Source organism: Microcoleus sp. CAWBG27 (assembly GCF_020883145.1).
Taxonomy (GTDB): domain Bacteria; phylum Cyanobacteriota; class Cyanobacteriia; order Cyanobacteriales; family Microcoleaceae; genus Microcoleus.
This window is the reverse complement of record NZ_JAHREU010000015.1, coordinates 60777-81894: the sequence shown is the minus strand read 5'-3', so window position 1 is coordinate 81894 and position 21118 is coordinate 60777. Positions and strand designations below refer to the sequence as shown.

The window sequence follows — 21118 nt, the reverse complement described above, 5'->3', positions numbered from 1 at the left end:
AAACTGAGATTTAGGCGATCGTCTTCGAGGGCTTCGCCAACATTCGGAGGGCCATATTTATGCCCACTTACCCCCGCTAATTTTTCAATACTCTCAAAAGCAGTTTTTTAAGTAATCTTACTGATTGACAAGTGCAAGGCCAGTTTTAACTTTTCAACAATCCGGTAACAGCGATGAAAAACCTACGCTTTCTGTGCCAGCGGGAGTTCAAAAGACCCGGTTTTTGATGCTGCTCATATTGGGTGAGGTTAAAAGGGAAGCCCCAGCCAACACCAAAAAAGTTATAGATCGATCGCCATATCCAACTCCCAACCTACGCCAAATACATCGAGAAACCGGGTTTTTTCCTCTAATTCCTGGGTTTAAATGCAGAATTTTTGTCAGGAAACCCGGTTTTTCCCTTAACCGCCAACTCGATAAGGGAGACTCTAAAAACAATGAATCTCATATGGTGCAAGGAATTAAGCTTCCTGTGAGCTGTGGGTATTTAATCAAGAACGCAGGATTATATAAAGTTTTATTAAAAAAATCCCTATTTTTCCGAAGTGATCGGGAACCAGGTTATTAGTGATGAAGATTAACTTAACTTCTGACGAAGGTCACTTGTTTATAGCCAGTCTCTATCTATACTAGCTATATAAACAAAGAAGTACAACGCACTTTTCGGGCCTTCAAACTGTTACATCAGAAAGTTCTTAGCGTTTTCCCGAATCTTGGTAAAACAAGTGGGGCAGCAAAAGTTCGATCTCGACCACAGCACAAAAGTCAGAAAAGTTAGTAAAGAAACAAACAGCGGTGATGCTTCGTCTTAACAAAGTGGGCATCATAATTATAAATAACCGCTAAGCGTAGCATCTTTTCACCCGGAGCCATTGAGAAAATCACTATGCCAGCCACCTCTTTTTACGCTCAAGCTGAATTCGACGAACAACTGCGAGTCAATCCCTTGCAAGATGTAGATGTGTTGGATGAAGATGCTGAAGAAGCTGGAGACGAACCCATCGACCAAGACTCAGCAGAGACTGAAGATGCAGACACAGCATCCAAATTGCAAAAAAACGCTAGCCGCCGCACTACAGATTTAGTGCGTCTGTACTTACAGGAAATCGGTCGGGTGCGTCTCTTGGGTAGAGACGAAGAAGTCTCCGAAGCTCAAAAAGTTCAGCGCTACATCAAATTGCTGGAATTGCGGAATACCGTCGCCTCCCAGGAAGAAGGGCTGATTCAAAGCTTCGTGCATTTAATAGAAGTGCGCGATCGCCTGTCTGCACAATTGGGACACAAACCTTCCCTGGAACGCTGGGCATTAACTGCCGGCATCAGTGACGTGCCAGAACTCAAGCGAATTATGTCCGAAGGCAAGCGCCAGTGGGCAGAGTTGGCAGAGATGACGGTGGATGCGATCGAAAGAATTCAAGCTGAAGGCATCGAAGCTAAAGACCACATGATTAAGGCGAATTTGCGCCTGGTGGTTTCGGTGGCGAAAAAATATCAAAATCGCGGTTTAGAATTGCTCGATTTAATACAAGAAGGTACTCTCGGACTGGAACGAGCTGTCGAAAAGTTCGACCCGACACGGGGCTATCGGTTTAGCACATACGCTTACTGGTGGATTCGCCAGGGAATCACGCGGGCTATAGCGACTCAAAGCCGCACCATCCGCCTCCCCGTCCACATCACCGAAAAACTTAACAAAATCAAGAAAGCCCAGCGCAAAATTTCTCAAGAAAAAGGTCGCACAGCTACGATCGAAGATATCGGCGTCGAATTGGACATGACTGCCGCTCAAGTTCGGGAAGTATTGCTGCGAGTTCCTCGCTCTGTTTCTCTGGAAACTAAAGTGGGCAACGAAAAAGATACAGAGTTGGGCGACTTACTCGAAACAGACAGCATCTCGCCAGAAGAAATGCTGATGCGAGAAGCTCTGCACCGCGATTTGCAACAATTGTTGGCAGATTTGACTAGCCGCGAACGAGATGTAATTCTGATGCGCTTTGGTTTGGGCGACGGACACCCCTACTCCTTGGCAGAAATCGGTCGCGCTCTCGACTTGTCCCGCGAGCGAGTCCGCCAAATTGAAGCCAAAGCTTTGCAAAAACTCCGCCAACCCAAGCGTCGCAACCGCGTGCGCGACTATCTGGAGTCTCTAACTTAAGTTAGCTGGTGTGCATTTACTGCCCAATAGGGTTTAGAGCCTCGTCCTTCTTATAGGACGGCTTTCATAATTGGCTATGTATTGTTGGTACCCGAGCGCTAAAAATCCGGTCTCAATTCTATAATGGCAAAACAATCCTATAGGTTGAGGCATCAAACTAGGATGCTCGGCAATATCAGACAAGGAATGCTTGCTTTGTCTGTTTAAATCCAGAATCCCCATTCTTCAAGGTTCGGGAGTAGGTCAATGTATTGGTAATGTCCGTTTCTGGATCTAGGTAGAAGGCAGAAGACAGAAAGCATAAAACAGAAGTAATGATTGTTACTTCTACACGATTTCTCTGTCCTCTGTCTAAATTTTTATCCCCAGCTTTTTTCAATAAGCTCCGATATTTGCAAAATATCTCGCTCGTTATGTATTATTGTCAATAGGCAGACTTTCTTGAGAGGGTCACTATGGCACTTTACACCGCGTCCTCATTCAAATCCGAACTCAATGACAAAGGCTGGCGGATGACTCCCCAACGGGAAACCATCTTGCACGTGTTTCAGAACCTCCCCAAAGGCAACCACCTGAGTGCGGAGGATTTGTACACTTTGTTAAAAAATCGTGGCGAAAACATTAGCTTGTCCACTATTTACCGAACTTTAAAGTTAATGGCAAGGATGAGCTTGCTCCGCGAACTCGAACTAGCCGAAGGTCACAAACACTATGAAATAAACCAGCCTTACCCGCACCACCACCACCATCTAGTCTGCGTTCAGTGCAACAGAACGATCGAATTTAACAACGATTCGATTTTGAAAATTGGCATGAAACAAGCTGAAAAGTCTGGGTTGCACCTGCTAGACTGCCAGTTAACGATTCATACGGTGTGCCATGAAGCTTTGCGGATGGGATGGCCGTCTTTGGTTTCTAGCAATTGGTCTTGTCCGAAGTCGATCGCCCAGAATGGCAACAGTGCTCCTGATGCAATCGAGTGATAATACACTATTTTGGCATTTCAAGTACGGTTTGTTACAATTTTTAGCAAAACATCTTCGGCGCAAGTGCGATCGCACTTGCGCCGAAACCGAGTTTCTGGGGGACAATAGATCCAGATCGGGAATGAGTCAGGAACCAGAAACCAGATTTATTTGATGTCGCATCCGCAACTTGGGTGCTAAAAAGTTTGGCTCAACAAATCGTCGCTGCTCACCCCGTAACTGCGCACAGATAGATCGAGAGCGTCTTTCGTCGGAGCATCAAAAACTCCGGTAATTGATCCTGTATAAAAGCCGAGGCCTTGCAATCGTGTTTGTAATTGCTGAATGCTCGATCGAGAATTGACACTGCTAATCGGCACAGCAGGAACAGTAACTCGCCCAGCTAACCCGTTTTGGATTGCGGCCAAAGTTGCCGGAGTGGCAATACCCGTAGCCGGGGACAAATTGCGCTCGCGTTGAAAGGACAGCACCGCCCACTCAGTCTCGGCTCCAAATACTCCATTCACCGGGCCAGGGTTTTTCCCCAGACTTCTGAGCGCAGACTGAAGCTGTCGGACACCAGGCCCAGTATCCCCCCGCCGCAGACCCGTTGCAACGGGCTGCTGCGGCTTTGCAGCCTGCCTGTTGGCTTGTCTCAAAGCCGATCGAGTGCTGCGATCTACTGTGCCAGTCCCGGACAGCCCGCTATCTCTCTGAAATCGGATCAAAGCTTCTTGAGTTGGTCGATCGAACCAACCGTGAATCTGGCTCCTGTAATAACCCAATTGTTGCAGCCGCCGTTGCAACAATTCTACTTCTCGACCTGTGTCGCCCAAATCCAGAAAATCTCCAGCATTATTACTCTGCTCGTCATTTTCTCCTGGATATACAGTAATTTGAGCTTCCCTCATCTGGGCATCTATCGCCTTCAAAGTAGCAGTGTCAGCGCAGCCGTCAGAAACCAGATTGAAATCTTGCTGAAAACGAGTCACAGCGTAGAGAGTGCGTTCGCGAAACTTGCCGTCAATCCCGCCCTCAAAATAGCCTAAAGCTTTTAACTGCCGCTGGATCAAGTCTACCGTCGCCCCTCTGTCGCCGAACCGCAGCCCCTTGCAACCGCCATTTTCCGAAATATCAGGAGGAGTAACGGGGGGAGTTGGCCTGGTGGAAGCAAACAGCAAAGCTAAAGTTTGCCTGTCAGCAACTCCAGTCACCCGCAGTCGATTAATCCGCTGGAAGTATCTCACCGCATTCAGAGTAATTTCGCGAAAACTCCCTGTGGGATGCGTGTTGAAGTAGCCTAGCTCTTTCAACCTGCGCTGGAGAGCGGTAACATCTGCACCCGAGTCTCCATAACGCAGCTCGTTATAGCTATAGTTTGTATAAGTAGTTTTAAAAGATCGATCGTCCTCGTCTAAACTGTTGAGCACTATCACCGTAGATCGATCGGGTTTACCAGTCAGCGACAGTTGATAGTCTCGTTGAAAGTTAGTCAGAGCTTGTTTTGTTACCGGGCCTAGCTGACCGGTAGAAGATCTGGAAAAATAGCCAAGATCCCGCAATCTGTCTTGAACAGAGCGCAAATTGGGATTTCCTGGATCTATTTGAGCAAAAGCCGAACCGGCTGCACTCAAAACCGACAGCATCAAAGCCAGAGACAGCAAACGGACATAAGTCTGAGTCGATAGGTTTTGCCACTTGGGCGTATCAAAAATTTTCGACTCTTGTGCGGGTGCTTCGCAAACAAGAGCAAGTTCGAGGTAGGCGAGAGATTCCATAAATTTTTAGTGTGAAATTGTGGCTGTGATGTACGAGCAAACTCAAGCTGAGCTTTGGGTTGCTCAGGATCTATCAAGACTAAGTTTTACCTGTTTGCGCGAAGCACCCGTGTTAAAAAAAAATGCCTTCAAAAATAATTACAGGTAACAACCACGATAGCATCGCTGTTTCGAGAGACGCGAGTGTCAGGAAAATAGTTTGCAGCCACATCTTAGCCTTGCTGAGGGAAAAATGACCAGTTTTTGGCTATTATTGGCTAAAAATGAAATTTTGTATTAGAAAAATATTAGTTGTTGACGATCGACTAAAAATCCCCACCCTTGCTAGTTGCCAACAGGATGGGGATTTAATTTGTTAACTATTAATTATTCTCTACAAAGTTGAAATTAACTTAAATTAAACCGAACCGATCGCAAATCAAAGCTACTCCGGCTGCAAAAACAGTAATTGCTAACGCTACCAGAGGGTTTTGCCCTCTGCTGACTGCAAAAGAAGTGACCACTCCAGCTCCTAAAGCCGCAGTTACAGCAGCAGTCGCCAAATCTCGATCGGGACGTTTGTCGTACATATTTTTTATGGTTGATAGCTGTTAAGCTGAAAACTTAGATCTTGTGATCTAAGCTACCATTCTTGCCTCTACTGCGGTGACAAAAGCCTACGATTTGCAACTAAGCTTAAAATTTTGCTAAGTTTCTTAACATAACTCTCAGTTGAGAGTTGACAGTTGACAGTTGACAGTTGACAGTTGACCTGTCGTAGGGGTGGTACACCGCCGTGCGGGCCCTCTTGGTTGACCGCTGACAGCGAACTCTATCTGGAAGTCCGAGGATTGGAGTAATGAATAGTCTGCTTTTGATTTTTTCCGAAAAAGCTTGGGGGTTTAAACCAAATCTTTATGCTAAATAAATTTAATTTGACTTTTCAAAAAGAATGTGATATGTAGGATGGGTTGAGCGGAGATAAAGATTAGACTTATTGCATACGATCTGCGATCGGGCAACCGCAGAGCAACACAGGCCAACGCGGATAATTTCTAGACACCAGCCTTTGTGCTATTCGCCCTCAACTTTTTCAGTATTGCCGCCCTTCACCCAACCTTCGCGATTGCCATCCTCAACTCGAATTCGCTGCCACTCTTTGTCTGGTGAATCTTCCAAAACCACAACTTTTTCCTTGTAACCTACACCGCCAATTCGGTTCGAGTCTCGGTTGCCACTATCCCGGAGAATTAAGCCGATCGGCTGAGTCACCAGAGCTCGGTAAGCTCCCGGTTCCAGGGGTTTCTCAGACGCGGCATCGCCAGACGCAGCATCGCTAGACGTAGAAACTGGGCTGGCCTTGGCTGTTGACTTCGCCCCAGCACCGGCAATCTGTGCTGCTGTTTTGTCGTTGGGAAAAACAGGCCTGTCGGGCACAGTAGTTAGCTTAGCGGCAAAGTAAAGTGCAGCCGCCACGCTAGCGCCTGCCATCAGCACGATCGCTAGCAGAAAACCCACTAAAAACTTGAAAACGCTATATACACTGTTCATATGAAGGAAAATTTGACAGTTGACTTAACAGTTGACAGTTGACAGTTGACAGTTGACAGTTGGCGAAAGAGAAGGGTTGATAGTTGAGAGTTGACAGATTGCGAAAGAGAAGGGTTGACAGTTGACAGTTAGTCGAAAGAATAAGGAATAGTTGACCGTCGATCGCCAGAATAAAGAATCGGGAAAATCGGGAAAATCGGGAAAATCGGGAATTGAGAAATTTGGGCTGGGTGGGATAGACTTTGGGAAGACAACTTCTGATTCCGGTAAATACCGAATACTGACTGTCTGCACAATGTTTGCGATCGACTATCCCTGAATCCGGCGGCTCAAACTGCCGTATCTCGAAGCAAGGCGAGCTTTCCCCGCCGCCGCCCAATCTTGCAAAAATTGGATTTGCTCGCTCGCTGTTCGGGCTAACGGCACCATCTGACTAGCTGATTCTAAAATATCATCTGTGGTAAAGTCTCGATTTTGGCTAAACCCAATGTGCATTGCTTCAATCAAAGTTTGCTCGATTTCGGCTCCTGAAAAATCTGGAGTTTCGTAAGCCAAGCGCTCTAGATCGTAGTTTTTGATGCTGTGCGATCGCAACCGCAACAAATGTACCTCAAAAATCGCCCGCCGTTCCTCCTGACTTGGCAAACCTACAAAAAATATTTCGTCAAACCTGCCTTTTCTCAGCATTTCCGGCGGTAAAGACTGGATGTTGTTCGCCGTGGCGACGACAAACACCGGTGAAGTTTTTTCGCCCAACCAAGTAATAAAAGTTCCGAACACGCGGCTGGTTGTCCCAGAATCGCCTTTACCATCCAATCCCGAAAAAGCTTTGTCAATCTCGTCAATCCACAGCACGCAAGGCGCCAAAGCTTCCGCTAGCTGAATCATTTGTCTGGTGCGCGATTCCGATTCCCCGACTAATCCGGCAAACAACCGTCCGACATCCAACCGCAACAAAGGTAAATGCCAGTGGTGGGCGATCGCCTTTGCAGTTAAGGATTTGCCGGTGCCTTGAATTCCGACTAATAACAAGCCTCTGGGATGTGGCAAACCGTATTGGCGGGCGCGATCGGAAAAAGCACCGCCGCGCCGCAGCAGCCATTCTTTGAGATTGTCCAAACCGCCGATATCGGAGATGTTTTCGCGGGCTGGGTAAAAATCGAGAATTTGAGTTTGGCGGATGGTTTGGCGTTTTTCTTCTAAAATCAGTTCGGCGTCGTCGGGATGCAGTTCGCCTCTGGTGGCGATCGCCTTTGCTAAAACTCGGCGGATTCGTTCGATCGACAATCCTTGACAGGAGCGCACCGTTTCGTCCAGCAAACGCCCTTCTATGGCTTGTCCGGTAGCGCCTAACAGCCTTTCTACCTCCATTTTTATTTCCGCAGCCGCAGGCAGGGGAAACTCCAAAACAGTGATGACTTCGCTGAGGTCATCCGGGATCGAAGTTATCGGAGATACGATGACTATATTTTTGGGTACAGATTTGAGCAGTCTCGCCAAATTTCGCAACTTTCTGGAAATTGAGACATCTTCTAAAAAGCGCTGAAAGTCTCGCAAAATAAAGATTGCTGGTGCGGATGCCGGCAATTTTTCAAGAAACTCCAAAGCTTGTAGCGGGTTGCGCTTGCCAAAACCCGCATCGTTGGGATTGCCTTGATAGCCCTCTACAAAATCCCAGATGTAGACGGCGCGAGAACCCTGTTTTTTGGCGCATTGGGCGATCGCGACTTCGACGCGCTCTTCTTCCCGTGTGGGAATGTAGATTACGGGGTAGCGCGATCGTAGCAGCAGTTCAAACTCGTCGCTAAAAATAGTCATTAGTTATTAGTCATTAGTTATTAGTTATTAGTCATTAGTTATTAGTCATTAGTTATTAGTCATTAGTTGTTAGCGGGTGTATCTTTTTTCGTCGTTATTCCACAGTTATGCGTGGTTAGCTACGAAAGCATTTCTTTCCGACAGTAAAAAGAGTTTTTGTTAGAGTGCGAGTTCTTCAAGATCGCAGCAAAGCTTATATACATCTAGCAACTCTCCCGCGAGCGGGACAGTAAAAGCAAAACTGAAATGCTCCCTTAGCTATTGACTATTGACTAATGACTAATGACTCTTGACTGCTGCCTATTGACTAAGGCAATTGCCGTTTAAGTGCCGCCAGAGATGCCCAGCGACTGTCAGAGACTGTTTCTGAACTTTCTGTCTCTTCTGCATCATCCTCATTTAAATCTATTCCCGGACATTCAACATCGCATAGCTGTTTGTGCGGCAGTTCCAAGCACATTTGTTGGTACACCCAATCAGTCGGAGAGAAATAGCCTGTGGGAGATAAATTTTCCACCAAATCTTCTAAATCCACTTCAAATTCTCCTGAACTTGCATCAGGATCGCTCACTTTTTCTTCGAGCCAAATTATTTCCGATGATTGGATTTTTAAACGGTGGTTGTATTGTTTTAGGCATCTATGACAGCTAAGAGTCACAATTGTTTCAGCGTTCGCCTTCACATCAAGAAAATTACCTTTGTGAATAACTTGCAGCCGTCCCCGCACGGGAGTTAGAGTTTCTAAATCGGGGATAATTTCTTCAAAATCAATGACCTCTTTCCGCTCGGTTTTTGTGAGCAGATGAGGGATATAAATTGTCTCCATAATCATCTTTCGCCGTTTTATTATCCTCGTATCAAGTCACAAGCCAGTCGATTTTAGATTTTAGATTTTAGATTTACTTCACAGATGAATCTGGGATCTTAAACACGAGTCTAAAATTTGGGGGGCATCCACCGATAGCGTCGGGGCTTGTACCTGTTTTTGGGCGGGTAAAAACTTAAAAGTCAAAAGGAATAGCTCATTTTTGGCTTTTTCCTTTTTCCTTTTTTCTTTTTTCCTTGTTAGCGTCAGCGCAGCCGCACTACCAAACGCCGATCGGGTTCTTGTCCTTGACTGTAAGTTTCTATATCCTCACATTCGCTCAAAAAACTGTGTACTTGACGGCGTTCTGCCGAAGACAGCGATTTGATCTCAACTTCTCCTCCGGTCGATCGCGCTTGATCTGCTGCATACTCTGCCATCGATCGCAGTTCTGCTTGTCGGCGGATGCGATAGCCGTTTAGTTCGACTGTATAAGCAATCGGCTCATCTGATTCGTGAGCGATGTTCGCAACTGTGTTGCAGAGGTACTGAATCGCATCTAGGACATTACCGTCTGGGCCGATTAAGATGGCTACTTGTTCTGGTGTCAGATTGCTGTCATCTATTGTCATCCAAAAGCAATCATCTTGCTGTTGGCCTACCACTGTTGAGGGAATCGCGGACAGTTTTAGTAGTTCTTCTAACCATTGCTGTCCGCGCTGCATTTCTGAGTCTTTCATTTTAACAATCAAGCCTTTTTCTTAGAACGGCCCGGCTCGAAGGGAAGTGCATCTAATCCCTGTTCTTTTTTGGTTTTCGCTTCTGCTTCGTCAACTATTTTTTGGAGGTTTTCGGGCAGAGGTTCTCTTGACAAAATAAACGCTTGCACTGTTTGGAAGATGTTCGCAATCAGCATATACATCAACACGCCAGCGGGTAGCGGGAAGAACAAAAACATCCCCGAAAATATAACTGGCGTCAGTTTGTTGACTGTAGCCTGTTGGGGGTTGTCGTTTGGCCCTTGTGCTTGTCCAGAAAGAGTTTGGTTGATGTACAAACTAATACCGAAGCCCAGGATCATTACCAAAATATCCCAGTGGATTGTGCCATCTGGGTCGATCGCGCCCACGCGGCCTAAAGCTTCGATAAACAGGAATCCTTTGTTACTGGCCAATCCGGGGACTGTGCCTTGAACTGTGGCTTCACCGGGCGCTAAAGCCACGATGTTGCCCTGTTCGTCTACCTTGACAAATTCTTCACCTTTGATGACTTTCCATTGGGGAACAAAGTCAATTTCGCTCTTACTTTCGGCCGCTAGAGCTTGGAGAGGTTTACCTTCTGGGGTCTTAAATTCAACCTTGGTTGTATCGCCAACTCCGAGTTTGTCACCTGCTGGAATCACGCCCACAATTGGAGCGTGAATTGTACCAGTCACGTAAATATTTTGTGGAGGCGTAGCAAAGGCTTGCGGTTGAACATTTTCGATTTGTTCTTTCGGCAAAACTTGGACGTTGACGCTGTAATTTACGTCAGAAAAAGGCGAACCTCTCAGCGTTGCAAACAGTGCAAACAGCACCGGCATTTGCAGCACTAACGGGAAGCATCCTGCTAGAGGATTGCCAAATTCTTTGTATACTTTGCTCATTTCCTCCTGCTGTTTCGCAGGATTTTCTTTATACAGTTTTTGAATTTGATCTACTCGCTCTTTCATCAACGGCTGCGCTACTTTCATGCGCCGCATATTGCGAAGAGATCCTGCATTGAGAGGATAGAGAGCAAAGCGAATTACGAGCGTCAGAGCTACGATCGCTAAACCGTAGCTTGGCACGATCCCGTAGAAAAAATCTAGGATCGGCAGCATTAGGTTGTTGGAGAGAAACGAGATACCAAAATCCATTCGCTTTGAGTTAATTTAGGTGCTCTTAGTTTACTGTTGAGAACTATTTTTACCCGCTGAATGCGGGCCGCCTCAACTTTTAGGCTTTTGTCTCTATCTTAGGACATTGCCTGTCGATCGACCGCCCGCTCACAGATTTTTGTAATGACTAAAGCCACTACTCGCGCTGACTTCACCCAAAAAACGCATACAAGCCTCCGACAATCGTCGTGGATGCTCCCCAAATTTTAGACTAAGAGTTCAACCTCGCAGATTCATCTGTGGAGTAAATCTCAAATCGCAAAATGGAAAATCGACTGATTTCGCCCTCAAATCAGGGTGAAAGCCTTTTGGTTATTTAGCTTTTGCTGCTGCGTTGGCTTTTTGAGCTGCTGCGGGCAGTTTTTCGTTAATGTAGTCATATACTGCTCGAAATTTCGGAATCGATCGCAGTTCCAAGCGGCTGCCATTTTTCATTGTCAGCACCATGTCTCCGTAAGTCCCGAAACCCCGAGGTACTGTGACAATTTTGACTATATCTGAGTAGATAACGTCGATGCGATCGCCACCCATCCAACCGCTAGTTACCGATACTCGGCGGTTGGTGATCCGGTAGCGCAGCCACAGAGCCCGGACAATTGCTCCTACTGCGAGGGGGATTCCCACGACAGTCAACCCCAGCAGTAAGTTGATAATCAAGTCTCCCAGCGCTGGGCCGCCTTCATAATATACTTCCTCTCGAATTCCCATCTAGTACCTCGGCTTCTACCAACAACTGCTCTAATTCTTGCAGAATTTCTGCATAATTGCACTCTTGTGCGATCGGACGCACGACAATTACTAAATCCCATCCGAATTTTAATCGGGGCAATAGCTGTCGCAAAGCTGCGCGAATCTGGCGCTTGATCCGGTTGCGGACTACGGCGCGCTTGCTGACTTTCAAGCTAATAGAAATGCCTGTGCGACTCGGTTGCAAGGATTTCTCGGCTGTGGGTTTGTCAATCTCGACGCTTTTGGGTTTGCGAAGAGCTCTTAAGCTGAAATGAGCGGAGTTGCGGCGGATTCCCTTGCGGTAAACGGCGCTGAAGTCTTTTCGGTGCTTGAGTCGGTTTGTCTGGGGCAACATGGTGGCTGCGTGCGATCGGGCTCATTTTTGGGCCGTGCTAGACTGCGAGGCGGTGGCGACCTTTGCTGCGGCGTGCTTTGATTACCAATCGACCAGTTGCGGTACGCATTCTGGCGCGAAAACCGGATGTTCTTTTTCTTTTGCGGCTGGTTCCGTGCAGGGTTTGCTGTGTCATTTTGATTTCTCCCGGCTTGTTACTTTACTTTTGATTAATATTCACAATCTTCTAGTATACCATAGAGTGGTTTTCTTGGCAATATTTTTTGAACTTGCGATATAATCAGACTTTAATATTGTTAGTTGTAGGGAAGGATAATCACAACTCATTTAAGTATCGAAGAGTCTCCCTTACCCGAAATCTAGCGGATTTCAGGTAAGGGAACTATGTTGATTTAGGCGATCGCAAAAAAGCCAGTTTCCTAACTTATATATTGCAACTCATATCGTCAGATAATTGACTGAAACGAGCATTTTCACGATAGTCTACCGGGCAGTCAATCACGCAGGGGACATCTTGAGCCAGCGCTTCCTTCAGGATAGGAATAAAATCGGTACCGGATTCCACGCGATAGCCTTTTAAACCCATACTTTCAGCATATTTTACAAAATCGGGATTGCCAAATTTGACGAAATCTGAATGACCAAAGTGATCTTCCTGCTTCCATTCAATTAACCCGTAGCCGCCATCATTAAAGATGAGAGTGACAAAATTAGTACCGACGCGCAACGCAGTTTCTAACTCTTGAGAGTTCATCATAAAACCGCCGTCACCGGTAGCTGCTACTACTTTGCGATCGGGATAAACGAGTTTTGCCGCCACCGCGCCGGGAATCGCAATCCCCATTGCAGCAAATCCGTTGGAGATTAAACAGGTATTCGGGCGATCGCAATGATAGTGCCGCGCGATCCACATTTTGTGAGCTCCTACATCAGATATGAGAATATCTTCCGGGCCCAGCACTTGCCGCAAATCGTAAATCAGTTTTTGGGGCTTGATCGGGAAACCATCATCCTTAGCATATTGTTCGTACCCAGCGCGAATATCCGCCCGCAATTGCTTAGCAAAAGGATCTGTCTTCTCCATGCGATCGGCACGCTGCAAAATTTCATTGAGCGAATCCGAAATATCCCCCACAACTTCTACCATCGGAATGTAACTGCTGTCAATTTCTGCTGGCAGAGCTCCTACGTGAATAATCGGAATTTTGCCGTCAGGATTCCACTTTTTCGGGGAATATTCAATCAAATCGTAGCCAACAGCAATCACTAAATCAGTTTCTTCAAAAGCACAGCTAATATAATCCCGTTTTTGCAATCCCGTCGTCCACAACGCTAAAGGATGAGTGTAAGGAATTGCACCTTTGCCCATAAAAGTATTAGCGACGGGAATATTTAAGCGAGTAGCAAATTCTGTCAATGCTTCGCTGGCGTTAGCGCGAATCGTACCGTTTCCAACTAACAGGAGAGGACTTTTTGCTTTGGAAATTGCCACAGCGGCTTTATTGAGGCTTTGGTAAGCGCCAAAAGTTTTTTCGCGGTTGTCTTTGGTTAGCGGAGTTCCTTCTACAGGCATTGCCGCGATGTTTTCTGGCAAGTCAATGTGAACTGCTCCCGGCTTTTCACTTTGAGCTATTTTAAAGGCTTTACGGACGATTTCTGAGGTTGTGCTGGGGCGGACAATTTGAGCGTTCCACTTAGTAATTGGGGCAAACATAGCGACCAAATCTAAATATTGGTGCGATTCTATGTGCATTCTGTCTGTGCCGACTTGTCCGGTAATTGCTATTAAGGGAGCACCGTCTAAGTTGGCATCAGCAACTCCTGTCATTAAGTTAGTTGCGCCGGGGCCCAAGGTGGATAAACAAACGCCTGCTTTGCCGGTAAGGCGGCCGTAAACGTCTGCCATGAAAGCGGCGCCTTGTTCGTGGCGAGTAGTAATAAATTTAATTGAAGAGTGCCTTAGGGCTTCTAAAACTTCTAAATTTTCTTCTCCGGGAAGTCCGAAGACGTATTCTACGCCTTCGTTTTCTAAACATTTTACCAAGAGTTGAGCTGTGTTCATTTCCGTTGTTTTCCTTTGTTATTCAGGATTTTTTTTGCTCAAATAATCTGCAATGTCGGAATTTATTGTACCACTGTTGAGGCTGACAAAGTTTTTAGCCGATCGCCCTCGGGAAACTTTTTACAAAAAAATTTGAGTTTATGACCGCAGATAAAACAACGGGCGGGATATCCATGCCACAATCAAGAAGCGGGATACCCGTGCCCTAAAGGGGCGAGATACCCCTGCCCATGCCACCATAAACCCAGATAAATTTAGATTTTGCGAAAAGTGTATCGAGCTTTACTTATTTTACCCACACTGTTTTAATGTTGACAAATTCGTGAATTCCTTGGATGCTCAATTCGCGTCCGTAACCGGAGCGTTTGATGCCGCCAAAGGGCAATCTGGGGTCGGATTTTACTAAGCCGTTGATGAATACGGCGCCTGCTTCTAGTTCCGAAATAAATCGATCGCCTTCTGAGCTTACTGTAGTCCAAGCTGTCGCGGCTAAGCCAAAAGATGTATTGTTGGCTAGTTCGATCGCCTCATCGATGTCTGCAACCCGAAATACTAAGGCCACGGGCCCGAAAAATTCTTGTTGGCGCGCCGCAGCATCTAGGGGAATATCTGTCAAAATAGTTGGCAAGTAGAAATTGCCGGCTTTCTCTGACAGTGCGCGGCCGCCTGTCAAAAGTTTTGCTCCTGACTGAATGCAAGCTTGCACTTGATTGTCCAATTCTTTAAGAATTGTCGGAGTAGCTAAAGGGCCGATATCGGTTTCTGGCAACATCGGATCTCCTACTTTCAATTCCTCGAATTTTTTGACAAATCCTTTGATAAATTCGTCGGCGATTTCTTCTGCTAAAATAAAGCGTTTAGCAGCTACGCAAGTTTGCCCACTATTGAGCATTCGTGATATCACAGCAGTTGATAAAGCTGCTGGTAAATCGGCGCTGGACATCACAATAAATGGGTCGCTTCCTCCCAATTCCAGCACAACTTTTTTCAAATTTTTGCCCGCATTTGCTGCTAAACTTTCGCCGGCTGGTTCGCTACCGGTGAGAGTTGCTGCTTTGACGCGATCGTCCGCAACGATCTTAGCTACTTTGTCGGCTCCCACTAACAAGGTTTGAAAAACTCCTTCGGGAAACCCTGCTTCGGCGAAAATCTCTTCAATTTTTAGAGCGCACTGAGGCACGTTGGAAGCGTGTTTTAGCAAGCCCACATTGCCCGCCATCAGGGCCGGTGCCGCAAACCGAAAAACTTGCCAAAATGGGAAATTCCAGGGCATAACGGCTAAAATAGCGCCCAGTGGTTGGTAGCGGACAAAGCTGCTGCTAGCGTCGGTGGTTGCGGGTACGTCTGCCATAAATTGAGCGGCATTTTTGGCGTAGTAGCGGCAAACTAAAGCGCATTTTTCTACTTCGCCGATCGCCGATTTGAGCGTTTTGCCCATTTCCAACGTCATCATTTGGGCGAAATTTTCGCGATCGCGCTCCAAGATATCCGCAGCTTTCTGCATCCAGATTGCTCGCTGCTCAAAAGGCAGGTGGCGGTATGTGTTAAAAGCTTGCTGTGCTAGTGCCAGCTTAGCTTCTATTACTTCATCTGCGATCGGCTCGAAAGTTTTCAGCGTTTCTCCCGTTGCCGGGTTGATAGTAGAAATACCCATTGTTCTATCTCCGTTTCAAAATATACAAAACTCCCTGATAGTTTTGAACCTAGCTTGGGAGTTGTATTGATGTATTACAAAATTGGGATTTACCAGAAAGAATTGGTTGAAAGCCTCTCGCTTTGAGGGAGAAATTAACATCAGACTATTCATTACTCCAATCCTCTTCGTTATAGGTAGAGGTCGCTCTCAAACTGTCAACTGTCAACTGTCAACTGTCAACTGTTGAACAGCCATACTTTTAGAGCTTGCTAACTTGCAAGTGCCGGGTTTTGTTTAAATCTCTCTGTTTTTAATTATAGTGCAAAGTATTAATTGCAAATCTTAAGAAATTTTGTTTTTAAAGTTTATGTTTGCGATCGAATGCCCCGGACGATAGCGCACTGTTATACCAATTTTTTATGAGGCTGCATAGAATCTGATCCCCCCAGCCCCCTTAAAAAGCAGGGTGGTTTTATTGTTGTCATATAAATTAGGTACGTAGTTGCGCTTCAGCGCTCTTTCTAAGATTAGGACAGAGCGCTGAAGCGCAACTACGTACCTTGGCAAAAGTGCTATCCGACCTTTGAGCGATGCTTTCGATAGTTTCAGATTTCTTTTTCCGACAATAAAACTGCCCTGCCCCAGCCCCCTTAAAAAGGGGGAGGAAGAACTCAAAGTCCCCCTTTTTAAGGGGGATTTAGGGGGATCGGGATATGTGCAACTTCACATTAAATTGGTATTACTCGATCGCTCGTTTCCTTAAATGGTTCCTTTCGCTCTGCCGGGGAACCCATATTCAGAGGCTCTGTCTCGGCTGGGACAATCGACAATGGAGGCAGAGCCTCCGGATATCCGCTACCAGGCAGAGCCTGGTAACGAGTAACAGTGCGATCGTCCCCGCTCGTCGTTAACAATCCCATCGAATCATCCTAAACCGATTTTTCCTCGATGTAATTCTGCACGTAAGACTGATAGTAATACCTGCTGCCCTTATCGTTATTAGCCACCATTCCCAACAGCGGAATTCCCGCCATTTTCAAATCCTCAAAAGCCAACAACAGCGCCTCCCGCTCAGTTTGATGCAGCCCCACCACGAGCATCAATCCGTTAGTATGAGCCGCCAACAAATTCGCATCTGCCAAACCCAAAAGCGGCGGAGTATCGTAAATAACTAAGTCAAAATGACTTGCCAAAGCTGCCATTAAATGCTGCATTTTTCGGGAAGAAAGCACCTTTGTGGGATCGGGAGGCACTGGCCCGGATGTTAACACAAATAGGTTTTCATCGCGGGGCGATCGCAAAATCACCTCTTCCACATCCACATCCTCGGCAATTACATTGTGCAAGCCTTGCCAATTCGGCAAACCCAGCATTTCGTGCACCTGCGGGCGCCGCAAATCTGCATCTACTAACAGCACCTGCTGGCCCATTGCCGCCGCCGCCCGCGCCAGATTTACCGCCACCGTAGACTTGCCGTCAGCTACTTGACAAGACGTAATTACACAAGATGCGATCGGACTATTAACATTTAACAACCGAATATTAGCATTGAGCGATCGAAAAGCCTCTTGAAAAGCATCCGTAGGCACCGGCGAACTTCCCACATCAATCGTAGTTCCCTCCGCAGGTGGCAGTCTCAAAATTTTATCGCTAGCAGGAATTACCCCCAACAAAGGCAAACGAACCGAATGTTTGACATCCTCAGGAGAATTGAACACAGTTTTATTATTAAACCGTTCCGCCAACTGCGCCGCCAGCATCCCAAACAACAAACCAGCCAATCCCCCCAAAGCCAAATTCAAAGGCATAATCGGAGCAACAGCCATCAACTCGCCATTTTTGTAGCGCGGAATTTCCGGCTTAGCAATAACTTCCCAAGCCACCTCTTTTTTACCCACAGCTTCAAGCTGCAAAGCTTGCTGTTTTGCCAGCAAACCATTCAGCGTATTGTTAGTCAACTCCGCCTCCCGTTGCAAATCCGAATAGCGCCGAAAAATCACCGGGAATCCTTGAGAATATTGATTCAACTGCTTAGCAGCCTGTTCCAAAACTTGATTCCGCACGCCCAAAATCTGAATTAAATTAGCAGTACCGATAAACTGTTCGATTAACTTAATCCGCACCGGATCTTGAAAAGCCAGCACTTGCGAATTCACCTTAGCCAAATCAGTTCCCAGAACCTGTTGGGCTTCTTTCTTCAGCAAAGGAATCAGATTTTTGCGCTGTTCTCGCAACAACTGCATTTGCGGAGTTTGGTCTGTATATGTCGCCGAATTAATCGCAATTTGTCCTTCCAATTGCTGCAATTGAGTTAGCATTCCTTGATAGCGGGGAGCTTGACTCAGCGCCGAAGCCATCAGTGCTTGTTGCTGGTTTAATCCGAGCTGACTTTGCAGGTTAATATAGAGCAATCTTTGCTGGTTGAGCTGCGTTTGCGCGTCCAATCTTTGCGTTTGAAGTTGGCTGATTTGCTGCGCGAGTTGTTGGGTTTGAATTTGCGGATCGATGAAATTGTACTGCTGCCGCAACTTTTGAATTTCTGTTTGCAGAGCTTGTTGGCGCTTTTGCTGGTTGGGAATTTTCGATTTTACAAAATCCAAACTCTGGCTAATTTGAGTTTTGGTATCTTGCACGCTGTAGTTGCGGTAGCCTAGGGCAACTTTTTCCAAAACAAACTGAATTTTTTTCGGATCGAAATCCCGATATCTAACTTCAATAATCTTGGTATTTTTGAAGCGATTGATTGACAGCCTAGTTCCCTGAGAATATGGCAGATTATCTGCTTTTTCGTTCAAAAGATAGTTGTAATTTATTTCTGGATATTTCGCTCGCAACTGTTTGATAATTGGCGACATTACTTGCGGGCTTTGCAAAACTTGAATTTGCGATTCGTAGTCAAAAACTGGATTTTCTGGAGTCGCGGGACTCGCTGGTTGTAGTTTCAGCTCGCCGGAGTAGACTTTTGCTAAAGTATTTTGCGTAACAGGGGTTTCTACTAATAATTGAAATCGTCCTTCATACTCGCTTTTTTGAGTTAGCGTCCAGGCAAAAACCCCGGTTGTCACCGCCGCTGCTACGCCGATAACTAAGAACGAACGACTGCGGCAAACTTCCCAAAAACTTAACGGTTCTTCTGTATTTTCCCTGCCGAAAAACTGCTCTTCATCATAAAGTACGGAAGATAACTTTTGCTGTCCAAGGATTTTTTTATTGTGATTAAACAGTGCTATTGAAGATTTTTTACCTGGTTTCATTTGATTGCTACAACTTATTAGTTTAAACGTTTGTACGGCTAGCGCAGTTTCATTAACCCGGTTTCTGACTAGAGATATCGCTACCAACTAATTTTTTTTGTAGAAACCGGGTTGATGAGGTCTTATACCAATTTAATGTGAAGTTGCACATATTCCGATCCCCCTAAATCCCCCTTAAGAAGGGGGACTTTGAGAAGAATCTTGTCCCCCCCTTATCAAGGGGGGTTAGGGGGGATCGGAATTCTATGCAGCCTCATAAAAAATTGGTATTAGGGCTAGTCTATTCAAATCACCGAAAAATATTGAACAACCGGAAAATTCCCAACAGTGGACTGAAAGGAGCGAGAGTGCCACCTACATTATCCGAGAACGCAGCGCGACCCGATCGCCTTACCATAATTACATCATTATTTTGCAGTTTGGGATTACTTTCCTCATTGGCGGTTGCAGAAAAATTCACCTTAACACTTAGCCGCGAAACAGTGCCGTTAGGATTGAGGCGAATTAAATCCACCGAATCCATTTCTGCCCGCGATTTATTAAAACCTCCCGCTGCTACCAGCGCTTGATTTAAAGTAGTGTTGGGCACTAAAGCAAAAGACCCCGGTTTGACGATTTCTCCCACCAGACTAACCTTAATCGAATCCGGTGAAAAATTAGAAGTAGCAACTTGTGCGCCTTCGAGTGCATTGAGATTTTCGGCTTTGGGAACAATTACCGTATCTCCCTGTTGCAGTGTTAAATCTTGGGATACATCTCCCGCTTCCAAAAGTTGCCACAAATTCACATTAATAATTTGTTCGGTGCCCGCCCGCGTCAGGCGGCGAACTTGTATTTGTCTGATATCAGCTACCGGCGTAATGCCGCCCGCCATTTTAATAGCCCTAGTTACAGTTTGCTGCAAAACATTTTCCCCTCCACCGTCCGTTTCCTTAGCAGCAAACAAACCAGAATCTGCACCCGATTCATTCTCTTGTAACCTACTTTGAAGCTCTTTTGCCAGAGTATAAGTACCGGGTCGAGTTACTTCGCCCACTACAGCAATATTAATTGGTTGAGTGCTTTGCCCGGTAATGTTAGCTACTGCTAAAGTCGGTGCTTCTTGGCGGTTGAGGCTAGTTACAGTGGGAATAAATATTGTGTCGCCGTCGCGCAAAGTCATATCGGCGCGCAAATCGCCGTTTTGCAATAATTCCCACAAATCCACACTGATAATTTGTTCTGCTGCGTTGCGCTGGGGGCGGCGGATTTTGATTTGCCGCACGTCTGCTGACTGGGTAATTCCGCCCGCCAGTCGCAGCGCCCGCGATATTGTGGGCATTTGAGTGCCTATTTGCTCTGATGTGCCTCCAGGGCCTGCTGCTGAAGATATTGTATAGGCTCCAGGGCGGTTGATTTCGCCTGCGATCGCAATTTGTAAAGGACGCGCAGCCAGGAGTTTCAGCGTAACCCAAGGACGTTTGAGATATTTGCCGTATCGCTCCTTGACAGCATTAGAAGCTTGTTGTAAGGTCATTCCAGCCACTGATAGGCTGCCAATTAAGGGCAAACTCAGGGAACCGTCAGCCTGTACTTGGTGTTGACCGTTGGGGCCGCTGTATTCTGGGACGTTGAAAATGTCCATTTGGATGCGATCGCCCGCGCCCAAAGTGTAAACTTCCGATCGTACACTCGAAGGTGTACTGGCCGGAAATGACGGAAATCCTGGCGCTGCGGGTACCGGTACGGGAATCGGAGAACCCGAAGCAGGAGGAGGAGGAAAAGAAGGAAGAGGAGGAGAAGAAGGGGAAGGAGGAGGAGAAGGAGGAGAAGGAGGAGGAGGAGGCAAAAACTGGGCCGCCGCCGGATAGGATCCCACTACCACCGCCAGCACTGACACTGTTAAACTTTGGAAAATTAAATTTTTGACTGCATTACTTACGGCATAAACCTGTTTGCAGCTTTTGCTGAAAACTTCTCCCTCAGACCCTTTCCTGCAAAGATAAGGGAGAAAATCTCCCCTTTTCCTCTTTGCCAAGACAATCGAAGGGTGAGGTTTTTTCTCAAGTTGCACGCCGCGCGAAGAACTGTTCACCACCATCGCTTTTTGCCCCTATCCTCTTCCTAGCCCGCC

General features: G+C 46.4%; 18 protein-coding genes. 3 read left to right on the top strand and 15 right to left on the bottom strand.

Annotation, left to right across the window (positions count from 1 at the left end; all coding sequences use genetic code 11):
• Positions 1-886: 886 nt before the first annotated feature.
• The gene (sigC, locus tag QZ938_RS11510; protein ID WP_293332757.1) at positions 887-2155 is read left to right on the top strand and encodes an RNA polymerase sigma factor SigC; all 1269 of its coding nucleotides are present in this window, start codon (positions 887-889) and stop codon (positions 2153-2155) included.
• A 455-nt stretch (positions 2156-2610) separates the two neighbouring features.
• On the top strand, positions 2611-3138 hold the full coding sequence (locus QZ938_RS11505) for a transcriptional repressor (protein WP_293351429.1): 528 nt from the start codon (positions 2611-2613) through the stop codon (positions 3136-3138).
• Positions 3139-3317: 179 nt separating this feature from the next.
• On the opposite strand, the gene QZ938_RS11500 is transcribed toward QZ938_RS11505, so the two are convergent.
• From QZ938_RS11500 to QZ938_RS11490, 3 genes are all read right to left on the bottom strand, one after another.
• Positions 3318-4898, bottom strand: coding sequence for a peptidoglycan-binding protein (locus QZ938_RS11500; protein ID WP_293351430.1), 1581 nt, complete (start codon positions 4896-4898; stop codon positions 3318-3320).
• A 392-nt stretch (positions 4899-5290) separates the two neighbouring features.
• Entirely contained in the window at positions 5291-5467 is a 177-nt protein-coding gene (locus QZ938_RS11495; RefSeq protein ID WP_194010918.1) for a hypothetical protein, read from the bottom strand.
• A gap of 484 nt (positions 5468-5951) precedes the next feature.
• Positions 5952-6428: an SH3 domain-containing protein gene (locus QZ938_RS11490; protein WP_293147809.1), complete on the bottom strand. Its 477-nt coding sequence runs from the start codon at positions 6426-6428 to the stop codon at positions 5952-5954.
• 151 nt (positions 6429-6579) lie between these two features.
• On the opposite strand from QZ938_RS11490, the gene QZ938_RS11485 reads away from it, so the two are divergent.
• The gene (locus tag QZ938_RS11485) at positions 6580-6747 is read left to right on the top strand and encodes a hypothetical protein (protein ID WP_293351431.1); all 168 of its coding nucleotides are present in this window, start codon (positions 6580-6582) and stop codon (positions 6745-6747) included.
• Here the strand turns inward: QZ938_RS11485 and QZ938_RS11480 are convergent.
• The 12 genes from QZ938_RS11480 to QZ938_RS11425 all read right to left on the bottom strand — a co-directional run bounded on the left by QZ938_RS11480 (position 6738) and on the right by QZ938_RS11425 (position 21085).
• The gene (locus QZ938_RS11480; protein WP_293332761.1) at positions 6738-8246 is read right to left on the bottom strand and encodes an AAA family ATPase; all 1509 of its coding nucleotides are present in this window, start codon (positions 8244-8246) and stop codon (positions 6738-6740) included. The two genes, QZ938_RS11485 and QZ938_RS11480, sit on opposite strands and share 10 nt — an antisense overlap.
• A gap of 307 nt (positions 8247-8553) precedes the next feature.
• Positions 8554-9072, bottom strand: a complete 519-nt coding sequence (locus QZ938_RS11475) for a YceD family protein (RefSeq protein WP_293332763.1) — start codon at positions 9070-9072, stop codon at positions 8554-8556.
• A gap of 245 nt (positions 9073-9317) precedes the next feature.
• On the bottom strand, positions 9318-9791 hold the full coding sequence (locus QZ938_RS11470) for a R3H domain-containing nucleic acid-binding protein (RefSeq protein WP_293351432.1): 474 nt from the start codon (positions 9789-9791) through the stop codon (positions 9318-9320).
• Between the two features lie 8 nt (positions 9792-9799).
• Positions 9800-10948, bottom strand: coding sequence for a membrane protein insertase YidC (yidC, locus tag QZ938_RS11465; protein WP_293351433.1), 1149 nt, complete (start codon positions 10946-10948; stop codon positions 9800-9802).
• A gap of 333 nt (positions 10949-11281) precedes the next feature.
• Positions 11282-11677 carry a PH domain-containing protein gene (locus QZ938_RS11460; RefSeq protein WP_293147797.1) on the bottom strand — a complete coding sequence of 132 codons (396 nt, stop codon included), beginning with the start codon at positions 11675-11677 and terminating at the stop codon, positions 11282-11284.
• Positions 11649-12053 carry a ribonuclease P protein component gene (rnpA, locus tag QZ938_RS11455; protein ID WP_293351434.1) on the bottom strand — a complete coding sequence of 135 codons (405 nt, stop codon included), beginning with the start codon at positions 12051-12053 and terminating at the stop codon, positions 11649-11651. The genes QZ938_RS11460 and rnpA overlap by 29 nt, the downstream gene beginning before the upstream one ends.
• 37 nt (positions 12054-12090) lie before the next feature.
• The gene (gene rpmH, locus QZ938_RS11450; protein WP_006632320.1) at positions 12091-12228 is read right to left on the bottom strand and encodes a 50S ribosomal protein L34; all 138 of its coding nucleotides are present in this window, start codon (positions 12226-12228) and stop codon (positions 12091-12093) included.
• 249 nt (positions 12229-12477) lie between these two features.
• Complete coding sequence (locus QZ938_RS11445; protein ID WP_293147787.1) at positions 12478-14115, bottom strand: acetolactate synthase large subunit; 1638 nt, start codon at positions 14113-14115, stop codon at positions 12478-12480.
• Positions 14116-14401: 286 nt separating this feature from the next.
• The gene (locus QZ938_RS11440; RefSeq protein WP_293351435.1) at positions 14402-15769 is read right to left on the bottom strand and encodes an NAD-dependent succinate-semialdehyde dehydrogenase; all 1368 of its coding nucleotides are present in this window, start codon (positions 15767-15769) and stop codon (positions 14402-14404) included.
• 710 nt (positions 15770-16479) lie between these two features.
• A complete protein-coding gene (locus QZ938_RS11435) occupies positions 16480-16671 on the bottom strand; it encodes a hypothetical protein (protein ID WP_293147781.1) in 192 nt (63 codons plus the stop codon).
• Between the two features lie 9 nt (positions 16672-16680).
• Positions 16681-19005, bottom strand: coding sequence for a tyrosine-protein kinase domain-containing protein (locus QZ938_RS11430; RefSeq protein ID WP_293147779.1), 2325 nt, complete (start codon positions 19003-19005; stop codon positions 16681-16683).
• A 289-nt stretch (positions 19006-19294) separates the two neighbouring features.
• Positions 19295-21085 carry a polysaccharide biosynthesis/export family protein gene (locus tag QZ938_RS11425; RefSeq protein ID WP_293351436.1) on the bottom strand — a complete coding sequence of 597 codons (1791 nt, stop codon included), beginning with the start codon at positions 21083-21085 and terminating at the stop codon, positions 19295-19297.
• Positions 21086-21118 lie beyond the last annotated feature (33 nt).

Bases quoted from the DNA above. Each gene is read 5' to 3' on its own strand.
- QZ938_RS11475 (WP_293332763.1), bottom strand. From the start codon at position 9,072: ATGGAGACAATTTATATCCCTCATCTGCTCACAAAAACCGAGCGGAAA.
- QZ938_RS11445 (WP_293147787.1), bottom strand. From the start codon at position 14,115: ATGAACACAGCTCAACTCTTGGTAAAATGTTTAGAAAACGAAGGCGTA.
- QZ938_RS11425 (WP_293351436.1), bottom strand. From the start codon at position 21,085: ATGGTGGTGAACAGTTCTTCGCGCGGCGTGCAACTTGAGAAAAAACCT.
- QZ938_RS11470 (WP_293351432.1), bottom strand. From the start codon at position 9,791: ATGAAAGACTCAGAAATGCAGCGCGGACAGCAATGGTTAGAAGAACTA.
- yidC (WP_293351433.1), bottom strand. From the start codon at position 10,948: ATGGATTTTGGTATCTCGTTTCTCTCCAACAACCTAATGCTGCCGATC.
- QZ938_RS11495 (WP_194010918.1), bottom strand. From the start codon at position 5,467: ATGTACGACAAACGTCCCGATCGAGATTTGGCGACTGCTGCTGTAACT.
- QZ938_RS11505 (WP_293351429.1), top strand. From the start codon at position 2,611: ATGGCACTTTACACCGCGTCCTCATTCAAATCCGAACTCAATGACAAA.
- QZ938_RS11435 (WP_293147781.1), bottom strand. From the start codon at position 16,671: ATGGGATTGTTAACGACGAGCGGGGACGATCGCACTGTTACTCGTTAC.
- QZ938_RS11490 (WP_293147809.1), bottom strand. From the start codon at position 6,428: ATGAACAGTGTATATAGCGTTTTCAAGTTTTTAGTGGGTTTTCTGCTA.
- rnpA (WP_293351434.1), bottom strand. From the start codon at position 12,053: ATGTTGCCCCAGACAAACCGACTCAAGCACCGAAAAGACTTCAGCGCC.
- QZ938_RS11500 (WP_293351430.1), bottom strand. From the start codon at position 4,898: ATGGAATCTCTCGCCTACCTCGAACTTGCTCTTGTTTGCGAAGCACCC.
- QZ938_RS11480 (WP_293332761.1), bottom strand. From the start codon at position 8,246: ATGACTATTTTTAGCGACGAGTTTGAACTGCTGCTACGATCGCGCTAC.
- sigC (WP_293332757.1), top strand. From the start codon at position 887: ATGCCAGCCACCTCTTTTTACGCTCAAGCTGAATTCGACGAACAACTG.
- rpmH (WP_006632320.1), bottom strand. From the start codon at position 12,228: ATGACACAGCAAACCCTGCACGGAACCAGCCGCAAAAGAAAAAGAACA.
- QZ938_RS11430 (WP_293147779.1), bottom strand. From the start codon at position 19,005: ATGAAACCAGGTAAAAAATCTTCAATAGCACTGTTTAATCACAATAAA.
- QZ938_RS11440 (WP_293351435.1), bottom strand. From the start codon at position 15,769: ATGGGTATTTCTACTATCAACCCGGCAACGGGAGAAACGCTGAAAACT.
- QZ938_RS11460 (WP_293147797.1), bottom strand. From the start codon at position 11,677: ATGGGAATTCGAGAGGAAGTATATTATGAAGGCGGCCCAGCGCTGGGA.